Below are 10,369 nucleotides of genomic sequence, written 5' to 3'. Positions count from 1 at the left end.
AGACGGTCAGTTATTAGGTGCTTACCAACAAACTACTTAATCCTGTAAATCTTCATCGTAAACCGTAAAGCGCAGGCCCTTAGGGAAGAAATTCTTCACCGTCGTACCAACGACTTTACCGAAACCAACCGGCTGGCTGTCACACGTTAATAGGTACCAACCCTTCTGCGGCGCCGTTGCCAACGTGAAAGTCTCGCCGTGAACCCAGGCCCGCCACTGATTCGTAGTGATGGCCAGCGTCTGGGTCACCGTTTGCGGGTCACTCGCCAAGGCCAACGCGTAAGCCGGCTCGAACCGGTTCTTCTTGAACGTTCCTAAATGTAAGCCGGGCCGGAACACGTGGCACTTCTTCAGGTTAGGTAGCCCAGCTGGAACGGCAAATAGTTGATCCTTGACGGTGATTAAATTGTCAAACGAATCTTGCCCCAGAACTTCAGTTGCAAAGGCTTGCCACAACTTTCGTTGATCACCCGTCAACGGCGTGCCCAACTTGGCTTGGCCGTGAACGGCTGGTGCATCACCGGCGTCACGTTCGAGCTTCGCCACAAAGTGACCCTCACCCTTCATCAGGTGCGGGAACAGCCGTACTGCCTTCTTGAGTTCCGGATTACCGTTGGCCCATTCTGGACGAGCATCCACGACACCGCCGACCTTCTTAATTGGCACCAGGTGGAACTCTGGGAAGTTATCCAACACCCAGGCCATCATCTGTTCGTCTTCCTCGGGTGCAAAAGTACACGTCGAGTAGATCAGTTGACCACCGGGCTTCACCATCTTCAAAGCTTCCGTCATGATTTCACGTTGCCGCGTTGCACAATCCTGAACGTAATCGAGGGACCAGTAGGACATGGCATCGGGATCCTTGCGAAACATCCCTTCACCAGAACACGGCGCATCAACCAATACCTTGTCGAAGTAATCGGGGAAAACTGGGCTCAGTCGATCTGGAGATTCATTTAAGATCAAAGCGGACCGCACACCAAAACGTTCAACGTTTTCTGCGAGCACCTTGACCCGTTTGTGATTAATTTCGTTAGTCACTAGCAGGCCAGTTCCCTGTAAATAACTGGCCAAATGGGTCGTTTTTCCACCAGGTGCGGCACACAGGTCAAGAACCTTCTCACCCGGTTTCGGGGCCGCCGTAGCACCGACAAACATCGCGCTCGGTTCCTGACTGTAAACGGCCCCGCTCTGATGCATCAACGTCCGCCCACCGACCGTCCCAAAATGGCCAAGCAGCTCGTAAGGGACTGGCTCAGCTGCGGTTAATTTCGTTGGCAAGTCATGATGGGCCGGATTGACCCGGTAGCCACTCAGGCTAGGGGTGTCAAAGCTCGCTAAAAAGGCATCGGCTTCTGTGCCCAACAGGTCGCTGTACTTCGTGATAAAGTCTTCAGGTAAATTCACCGTTATTCCTCCATTTTGTATCTTACAATTAATTTATTTGCTATATACATAATGCTAATTCGCTCAAATTCACTCTGCCTATTATACCCGTTTCGCCCCGTTAGCACTACCCCGGAGCTGGGTGAAATGGATGCAAGTCGCACTGAGATATGTTACATTAAGAGGGTTACTTTACGCAATTTACACGACTCTAAACCACTAATGCGAGGTGTTCTCTGTTGGAACGAAAATTAATCGCCATCGACCTTGATGGTACCACTTTAAATGCGGACGCCCAGATTTCTGCCAAGACGAAAACCGTTTTGACTCAGGCGCGCGAAGCCGGTCACATCGTCAGTATCGTGACGGGTCGGCCAAACCGCATCTCCGCAAACTTTTACGATGAATTACATCTGGATGGGCCCATGATCAACTTCAACGGGAGTCTGGGCCACATCCCCCACCAACACTGGGATGATGAATACCAGTACACGTTCAGTAAGGATGTTGCCTTCGATCTCTTGGCTCACCGTGCTGAGCTGGGTATCAACATGATTGCCGCTGAGGGAAAGAATCTCTTCTTGGCCGCACGCGACCATCCCGTCGAAGTTGGCTTCTTCCCAACGGTACTGCAGTCCAACGAAATTTTAAATCAAAAAACGCTCCAACAAAATCCCATCAGCCTGACGGTCGCCGTTGATCGTAGCCACGAGGACCACCTACTGAGCTATCTGCACCACAACTTTAACGATGTCGTGGATGCAGCGCCGTGGGGCGGACCTAACGCCGTGGTTGAGTTGGGCGTCAAAGGGGTCCAAAAGGCCACTGGTGTTGAGGCACTGGCTCACCACTACCAAATTGACCGGAAAAATATCATTGCCTTTGGCGACGAACACAATGATGCCGCAATGATCGATTACGCCGGTTGGGGCGTGGCCATGCAAAACGCCACCGCACCGATCAAGGCGCTGGCTAACGACATGACTGCTCGTGACAACGATCACGACGGTCTGGCCACCTACCTACAAGACTATCTCAAACTAGCCGAATAGCTGTGATACGAAACGCGTGAACTCGATTGGGGGCTCACGCGTTTTTTTGATGATCTCTAGAAAAATTTAAACCCAAAAATCCAGTTAGTCCCCAAGATACGACGTCATTAACTTCTGATAGAGCTCGGTGAAGTCCAAGTACATCTGCCGATCCACATATTCATCGACCTGATGTGCAGTCTCATTACCGGGACCAAAGACGATGAACGGGTAATTGTGCCCCTTATTCTTTAACAGGTTAGACGCATCGGTAACTGCGGGTAACGCCAACTTCGGAACGGGTTCCCCCGCATAGGTCGCCCCAATCGTGGCCGCTAAATCACTCAACGCATTATCCTTGGGCTCTTCGACGGGTGACTGGGACATGTAAATATCCATCGTCACGTGGCTACCCTGCTCATTTTCCTGCGTTACTAGCTGCTGTAAGACTTGTGTGACTGTGGCATTGTCGAATTCGGGAATCGTCCGAATATTCATTTCCGCCGTGGCCACTGCCGGAATCGAGTTAACCTGGTCACCACCGTTGAAGACGGTCGTATTGAAGGTTAACTTTCCGAGAGCAGCGTTCACGCGGTCAGTCTTTCGGAAGGCTTCGTTTGCCTGACCCAGCAACGACAGTAGCGGATCAATCGCATTTTGACCCAGTTCGGGCATTGAGCTGTGTGCTGCCTTGCCCTGTGAAGTCAGCTTAACGTCCATAGACCCCTTATGGGCGGAGAAAATGTGATAGCCAGTGGGTTCACCGATAAGCAGGCCATCGACATCATCCATGTGACCAGCCTCATAAAAGGCCTCAGAGCCAGTCTCGCCGACTTCTTCACCCACGGTTGCCATCAGTCGAATTGTCCCCTTTGCGGGCTGTCCGGCCGCATGGAGCTCGATCATCGCGATGACCAGCGCCGCAAGTCCGGCTTTCATGTCCGTAATGCCACGACCGTAGAGCTTCCCAGCCCGGGCCGTGACTTGAAACGGATCGGATGACCAGGCGTTAACGTCGCCCGGCGCAACCACATCCATGTGACCAGAAACGCCAAGCACCGGATGCCCGGAACCGATTTCCGCAATCAAGTTAGCCCGCGAATCGCTCAAGGGAACGAGCTGGGCCTGAATATCATGTTGGCCTAACAACTGCTGGAGATAGGTGGCCACATCGGTCTCGTGATCATTGACCGATCGAATCGCCACCAAGTCCGTGAGAATCTGTAATTTCTGTTCATCTGTAAACACTGCCATCGCTGATTCCTCCTTAGTTAAGTCGATTTTAACGCAAATAATTGCGAATCTCACTTATTTGCCCCCACATAGAATTCGGCACCGATTTGTCTGCCATGGTACTAACCACTCTATCAACTGGATGCGACCTACAGGCGACACCTCATCTCTGCCACAGAATTTGTGCACTTTTGAAATCCGTCTTCTCCCGTCCAAGTGACCCCTATACTATTACTAATGTAAAAATCGCCAAGTCAGTCTCATTATTTTGATAAACTATCGCATTAAATTAGTTGTATGATACATATAATTGGCAACTCAGCACTTTTGAACAAACTACATCTAATATTTAGTCTAATCTGCTGCAAGCTTAACCAAAATATTCAAAAAAGCTCTTAATCTACATAATAATTACGAAGATTTTGTCCATTTGTATATAGCAAAAAGCCTCATTAAGAGGAATAGCTTTCTCCAAATAAGACTTTCAATCAGTATATTTACTGCAAATTCACAATTTACTTAGTCGTAATTATTCCGGCAAAACCATTAGCACTAAATTTGACAGTTCAACCCGAATCAAATAGTTACAACATGATGATTTGAGGACCCCAGTATTAATCGTGAGCACCAATATTTTTGCAGAGAACCAATCTAAGCCGGAGGTGGTCAGAGATGGAGCCGGCCGTGACGAGGACCCTAGCTGACGTTTTTTGTCAGGTTAGGTCCTGGGACGAGCTTGAAGACGTCCGAACTTTGACGGCTTCAAGTCGAGGTCCAAGACCGCACTATGGCTTGGACCGATCCCCACAGCAGGCGGAATCTCTGACAGCCGCAGTGCGACTAGCTCACAGCAACCTCGCATTTATCTTTTAGTATTTAGCCATGATTAACCCTGCGTCTCCGTCATGAACCAGCCGAAGTCGGCGTATGACTCGCGCCGGTAGGCATCCCAAGCACCGATCCCGACCATCAACCCCGTGAAGCCATCGATATCCTCATCAGACAGGTAGCTGATGTCGACGGGCTTACCAACCGGCGCCCACTTGGCGTTAATGTTTTCACGCCAGGAGAACTGTGCCTGGGCATCATCGGTCGTGACCCGGAGTTCAGCGGCTGAGCTGGCCACCGGAATTTTGATGGGTTCGAGTTCGGTTCGTTCCCCATCCTTGGCCTGAACCACGTCTAACACCGTTTGGTCGTTGCGTTCGTCGTAGCTCAATCGTTCAAACAGCCAGTTGTGGTTGTCGTAATACAAGACTAGTCCTGCCGACTGTGAAAAGTGAATTGGCTTGAATTTCAGCTTGGTCGTCACCGTCTCGTGGAATCCAGTAACCGCCGTGGCCATCAGAGAGACGTCCATCCGCGAGAAGAACGACTGACGCCCGCGCATCCGCAGGCCTTGGTCTTGGAACGTCAACCAGTCTTTATTAGGACGTCCATATGGCGTGAGCCAGTGCAGGTCCAGAGTTGATTTACCAAAGTCATCGATCAGTGTAAATGGCCGCTGAGCACGTTCTAGCTCAACGCCAGTCATCCCCGGTGTCGAGGCCTTAGCCAGGTTACTACCATCGGCCATCCGTAACCAGCCATCATCCGTCCAGACCATCTTTTGGAGTGACGTTTCCCGACCGAGAATGGAATGCAGTCCAGGTAATGGCCGCGCAGACAGGTGGGCAACGTACCACTCACCCGTCTGGGTAGAAACCAATGACCCGTGACCCGCCTTCTGTAGCGGTGCATCTGGGTTGTACAGGTCTGGGCGCCCGGCATCCGGGTCATTACGCCGGTAATAGTAGTACGGCGTCGACGTGATGATAGGATTCTGGGGATCGGATTCATACGGCCCGGCAATGTTCTTAGACCGCTGTAGGACGACTGCGTGACCATAACCGGTCCCACCCTCCGCCGTCATCAGGTAGTAGTACCCGTCGTGTTTGTACAAATGCGGTGCTTCTTGGGCCCCACGGTCGGTACCACCACGCGTGATGCGGACGGGATCACCGATTAATTTGCCCTGCTTAGGGTCAAATTCTTCCAAGACAATGGCCCCAGGGTGTTGATACCCCAACCGCGTCTCCCATTCCAGCGTGACGACCCACTTACGGCCATCATCATCGTGGAACAGTGACGGATCGAAGCCGATGGAATTGAGGTAAACGGGCTTGCTCCAAGGCCCCAGGATACTCTTGGACGACATGGTATAGTTGTCGGCGTCAAACATCCGGCCGTCCTGATTATTCATCTTGCTGTAGGTCATCCAGAATAGCTTTGTCTGATTGTCGTAGGACAAATCTGGTGCCCAAATCCCACCGGGGGTCATAGTTCCCCGCAGATCTACCTCGGGCACATCAGCCAATGGATGGGCAATCAGTTCCCAGTTGGCTAAGTCTTTTGAATGGTAGACCTGAATCCCGGGGTTCCAGTGAAAGGTCGACGTGGCAATGTAGTAGTCCTCACCGACTCGCAGGATTGAAGGGTCCGGAGTGAAGCCGGGTAGAATTGGATTTTGAATTTCAGTCATGGATAAAATCCTCCTTGAATAGTGGCCGTCAACTGACGGTCGTTTTTAAATAGCAGTTCCATTAAGCGCTTACAGTAAACATTGTACGCGTTTTCAGTGACAAAAAAAGAGGATAATCCGTATAGAACTATCCCTAATTCGTACTATTCTAATTTTTCCTGACGCATGTACGCACGAGGCGTTTGCCCAAAATGCTTCTTGAATTCCCGCGTGAAGTGACTCGGAGACGCATAAGCCAGCTTGGCCGAAACCGCGTTGATTCGGGCCTTGGGCTGGCACAGGAGTTCCTTCGCCGTGGCCAATTTGAGAGCAATTAGATACTGCTGCGGCGACTCGTGATAATACTTCTGAAATAGCTTCAAGGCGTAGCTCTGCGAAATATTCCGGGCCGCAACGATCTTCGCTACGGATGTTTGCTGGGGTTCGGCGGCGTGATAGATCTGATAGTCCAACTGGGCCTTCAGGTCACTGGCCAACTGGTGACAGAGCATGAACTGGTCCACGTCGGCGGCGTGTGGCTTGAATTTCCCGGCGACCTTCAGATCCTTGACCAGTGTCATGATAACGTCGATCACACTCACCTGCAGATCCAATTGGTCGGCCAAGTTATAGTCCGGACCGATCATCGCCATGAGGTGCTCGGCCTGGGTCCGCAACGCCGGGTAAATTGCATCGGCCGGCGTGATGACCCGGCCAGCATACTCGCGAATCAACAGGTAACGTAGCGCCGGATCGTCCAGATTAAAGTGCATGCAGAAGTACGTCATCGGTCGGTGGTCCAACGCATAATTGGTATGGCGCGTCTCGATTGGAATCACCGTGAACTCTCCGGCCTGTAAGACGAGCTCGCCCGTTTCGGTAATGGTCCGTTGTCGGCCTTTTAAAATGTACATCAGCTCAAAGGCCGGGTGCTCCTCGGCCGGCCATTGCCAGTCGGCGGGAACGGTCTCCTGATGACCACCGAACAGCGTAAAGTGCGTGTTGATCACCGGTAAATAGTCGATTGCCATCCCGTTTTCCTCCTAACCAAAAACTACCACCAGCCAACGCGGGCCGGTGGTAGCGAAACAATCACTTAATCTTCGAAGGCTTGGGTCGCCTTGATAGCGGCTTGCCAGCCCTTGTAGCATTTTTCCCGTTTGTCAGCCGCCATGTGTGGGGTGAATTCATCCCGCAAAGCGTGCATCTTCCGAATGGCGTCCATGTCGGGCCAGAACCCGACAGCCAAACCAGCCAGGTAAGCAGCCCCCAGCGCGGTCGTTTCGTTGATGGCCGCCCGCTTGATCGGCGTATCCAGAATATCCGCCTGGAACTGCATCAGAAAGTTATTGTTGGCTGCCCCACCATCGACACTCAGAGATTGAATGTGCAATCCGGTCTCGTTGGTCATGGTATCCACAACATCTCGCGTCTGGTAGGCGATGGCTTCCACCGTTGCCCGCACGAACTGTTCACGCGTAGTCCCACGAGTCAGGCCAAAGACGGCCCCACGCGTTTCTTGGTTCCAGTACGGCGCACCCAACCCAGTAAAGGCCGGCACCACGTAAACGTTCCCCGTCGTCTTGGCATCGACCGCCATCTTTTCAGACTCACCAGCGTGCTCGAAGAACCGCATCCCGTCACGTAACCATTGTACGGCGGAACCGGCCACGAAGATCGACCCCTCCAGCGCGTAAGTGACTTTGCCATTTAAACCATAAGCAATCGTGGTCAACAGACCGTTGTGAGATAAGGTTGGCTCTTCCCCGGTGTTCATGACGATGAAGGCCCCGGTACCGTAAGTGTTCTTGACCATCCCTTTGTCAAAGGCCGTCTGGCCAAATAAGGCAGCCTGTTGGTCCCCAGCGATACCAGCGATGGGCACCTGAACCCCAGAGAACGTGTAACCAGCGGTGTAGCCGTAAATTTCAGAAGACGAGCGCACTTCGGGTAACATGGCGGCTGGAATATTCATCCAGTTCAAGATGTCATCGTCCCACTTCAGATCGTGAATGTTGTACAGCATGGTCCGACTGGCGTTGGTGTAGTCCGTGGCGTGAACCCGGCCACCAGTCAGCTTCCAGAGAATCCAGGTGTCGATGGTCCCGAAGAGGAGTTCGCCGCGTTCAGCGCGCTCCTGGGCCCCTTCAACGTGGTCTAAGATCCAACGAATCTTGGTCGCAGAGAAGTAGGAGTCGATGACCAACCCGGTCTTGTCGTGAATGGCGTCGGTGTAGCCGTCTGCCTTCAGTTGATCGGCCAGATCACTGGTTTGCTTAGATTGCCAAACAACTGCATGGTAGATGGGTTCGCCGGTCTTCTTGTCCCAGATGACCGTGGTTTCCCGTTGGTTGGTGATCCCGATTCCCCGCACCTTGTAAGGTTGCACGTCGGAATCAATCAGCGCGTCAGAAATGACGGATTGAACCGCATTCCAGATTTCATTGGCATCGTGTTCGACCCAACCTGGCTGGGGAAAGTACTGGTGAAATTCCCGCTGTGCCTGTCCCGCAATTTGGCCGTGCCGGTCGAATAAAATAGCCCGGGTACTCGTCGTCCCTTCGTCAATTGCCATCATGTATTGTTGATCATTCATTGTCATAGACTCTCCATTCATTCGTTGTAAGCGACGGCCTAAATCCACCGTGATGTCGCACTTGTTACCAGTATACCGAAAAGTGCTCGCCGCGCCAAATGTTTTTGTAAATGAAACCGCCACCAAGACGAGAGTATCGGGGTTGGTGGCGGTTTATAAGATTTTGGAAATTTTTACTACTTTTCGTCGCTCTTCAAAACGCCGGCCACACCGTAACGGTCGGGTTGCATTTCGCGTAAGATGACGTGGACATGTTCGGCTGGGGCACCAGTGTTCTTGGTAACAGCAGATGTCACGTCTTGAACTAAGGCCTTGAGTTGGGCTTGTGAACGGCCCGCAATCAAATCAATGTTAACAATTGGCATTATTTTCGTTCCCTTCTCTGTATGAATATGGCTATTATACCGGTTAATGCGGTAAGCGACAAGAATTTACGGTGAAATATTGTTTGTGGCCGGTAATGATTGTTGGACGTGATTGATTATTTGATTGACGAAACTAAATACCAGCTATTTGAGAAAGTTTGAGGAAATCGCGTGTATGAATATGCAGATAATTCGTTGATGATTGGATTTTGTTTAATATTACTTCGATTGGCATTCCTTTGACTGTTTTCTTGGCTATTTTACTTCGAAACAGTTCTGTTTTGAATGTATTACATTAATTTAATTTGGATGTTATTCATAACTTTTTGCTAAATGATGTTTGGCAATATTACTTAACGTTCTGTTTCGCAGGATATGGGTAACGTTCATTGGCAACGATAAGGTTATCAATAGATTTAAGTAAGCCACCAATTTGTGTCTGCTCTTCATATTTGGGAACATTTATAGATTGCTTCATAAAATCCCGTGCAACGAGACTGTTCATCATAGTAGCCTGTGTGGTTGATTTAGCTAGAATTTGATGCATTTGCTGATCGTTATGAATAAAGTAACTCCAAAAGTTTTGATCACCTGGAGTAATCGGATTAAACACATCAAATATATGAGAAACAATCCCATCTCCAAGGTTGTTTAATACAAACCTTCCAAATTTATATTCATTACTTTTATGTCCCTCAAAAGCAATATCACCTTTTTTGAAAATATTATAGGTCTTCATATAAGTATCTGATGAATCAACATTCGATGAGCTCCAAGACATAGTCGCAACCGAAATCGTCTGGTTGGAATCATATGATAAATCATTCTTACACTTTGATTTTTTATATAATTGTCCTAACTTACGCTGCTCCCAGGTAAGAGTCGATTATTACTTAAAAAATCAGGTCATGCTTGGGAGCAGCGAGTGGAATTGAGGTGAAGATAATGAAGCAATGTTTAATTCCCAAGGTTATAAAAAAAGGTCATTCAAGTGCTTGGGAAACGGATCAGCTTAGTAAGATAGTAGACGTACATTCAGGGAGAGACTATAAAAGTTTGAAGTCGGGAAGTATTCCAGTGTATGGAACGGGCGGATATATGTTGAGTGTGGATGATTCATTATCAGATGTAGATGCAATTGGAATTGGCAGAAAAGGAACGATAGATAATCCGCAATTTCTAATTGCTCCATTTTGGACAGTGGATACTCTATTCTTCCTGACTGCCAAAAAAGACCCCAATTGTCAAATCAAGTGCA

General features: G+C 50.0%; 8 protein-coding genes and 1 pseudogene. 2 read left to right on the top strand and 7 right to left on the bottom strand.

The genetic code is table 11. From position 1 onward, the window contains the following. Window positions 1–36: 36 nt before the first annotated feature. Entirely contained in the window at window positions 37–1,407 is a 1,371-nt protein-coding gene (locus FD07_RS11010; protein ID WP_020090398.1) for an RsmF rRNA methyltransferase first C-terminal domain-containing protein, read from the bottom strand. A 218-nt stretch (window positions 1,408–1,625) separates the two neighbouring features. On the opposite strand from FD07_RS11010, the gene FD07_RS11005 reads away from it, so the two are divergent. After that, the gene (locus FD07_RS11005; RefSeq protein WP_020090399.1) at window positions 1,626–2,438 is read left to right on the top strand and encodes a Cof-type HAD-IIB family hydrolase; all 813 of its coding nucleotides are present in this window, start codon (window positions 1,626–1,628) and stop codon (window positions 2,436–2,438) included. Between the two features lie 84 nt (window positions 2,439–2,522). On the opposite strand, the gene FD07_RS11000 is transcribed toward FD07_RS11005, so the two are convergent. The 6 genes and pseudogenes from FD07_RS11000 to FD07_RS10975 form a co-directional block, all read right to left on the bottom strand. Continuing rightward, entirely contained in the window at window positions 2,523–3,671 is a 1,149-nt protein-coding gene (locus FD07_RS11000; protein WP_020090400.1) for an ArgE/DapE family deacylase, read from the bottom strand. Window positions 3,672–4,536: 865 nt separating this feature from the next. After that, entirely contained in the window at window positions 4,537–6,171 is a 1,635-nt protein-coding gene (locus FD07_RS10995) for a glycoside hydrolase family 43 protein (RefSeq protein ID WP_020090401.1), read from the bottom strand. 143 nt (window positions 6,172–6,314) lie between these two features. After that, window positions 6,315–7,181, bottom strand: a complete 867-nt coding sequence (locus tag FD07_RS10990) for a helix-turn-helix transcriptional regulator (RefSeq protein ID WP_020090402.1) — start codon at window positions 7,179–7,181, stop codon at window positions 6,315–6,317. Between the two features lie 65 nt (window positions 7,182–7,246). Further along, on the bottom strand, window positions 7,247–8,746 hold the full coding sequence (gene glpK / locus FD07_RS10985) for a glycerol kinase GlpK (RefSeq protein WP_020090403.1): 1,500 nt from the start codon (window positions 8,744–8,746) through the stop codon (window positions 7,247–7,249). Window positions 8,747–8,922: 176 nt separating this feature from the next. Continuing rightward, window positions 8,923–9,111: a 2-hydroxymuconate tautomerase gene (locus FD07_RS10980; protein WP_020090404.1), complete on the bottom strand. Its 189-nt coding sequence runs from the start codon at window positions 9,109–9,111 to the stop codon at window positions 8,923–8,925. A gap of 349 nt (window positions 9,112–9,460) precedes the next feature. Then, window positions 9,461–9,976: pseudogene (locus tag FD07_RS10975) on the bottom strand (restriction endonuclease subunit S); the annotation flags it as partial. Between the two features lie 80 nt (window positions 9,977–10,056). On the opposite strand from FD07_RS10975, the gene FD07_RS10970 reads away from it, so the two are divergent. After that, window positions 10,057–10,369: restriction endonuclease subunit S domain-containing protein (locus tag FD07_RS10970; protein ID WP_057161947.1), on the top strand; the 313-nt coding region annotated here is incomplete at its 3' end.

It is taken from the genome of Levilactobacillus parabrevis ATCC 53295, from assembly GCF_001434055.1.
GTDB lineage: Bacteria > Bacillota > Bacilli > Lactobacillales > Lactobacillaceae > Levilactobacillus > Levilactobacillus parabrevis.
The sequence above is the reverse complement of the archived record's forward strand: the minus strand, read 5'-3'. Positions and strand labels throughout refer to the sequence as shown.

Bases quoted from the DNA above. Each gene is read 5' to 3' on its own strand.
- FD07_RS11000 (WP_020090400.1), bottom strand. From the start codon at position 3,671: ATGGCAGTGTTTACAGATGAACAGAAATTACAGATTCTCACGGACTTG.
- FD07_RS10995 (WP_020090401.1), bottom strand. From the start codon at position 6,171: ATGACTGAAATTCAAAATCCAATTCTACCCGGCTTCACTCCGGACCCT.
- FD07_RS10990 (WP_020090402.1), bottom strand. From the start codon at position 7,181: ATGGCAATCGACTATTTACCGGTGATCAACACGCACTTTACGCTGTTC.
- glpK (WP_020090403.1), bottom strand. From the start codon at position 8,746: ATGAATGATCAACAATACATGATGGCAATTGACGAAGGGACGACGAGT.
- FD07_RS10980 (WP_020090404.1), bottom strand. From the start codon at position 9,111: ATGCCAATTGTTAACATTGATTTGATTGCGGGCCGTTCACAAGCCCAA.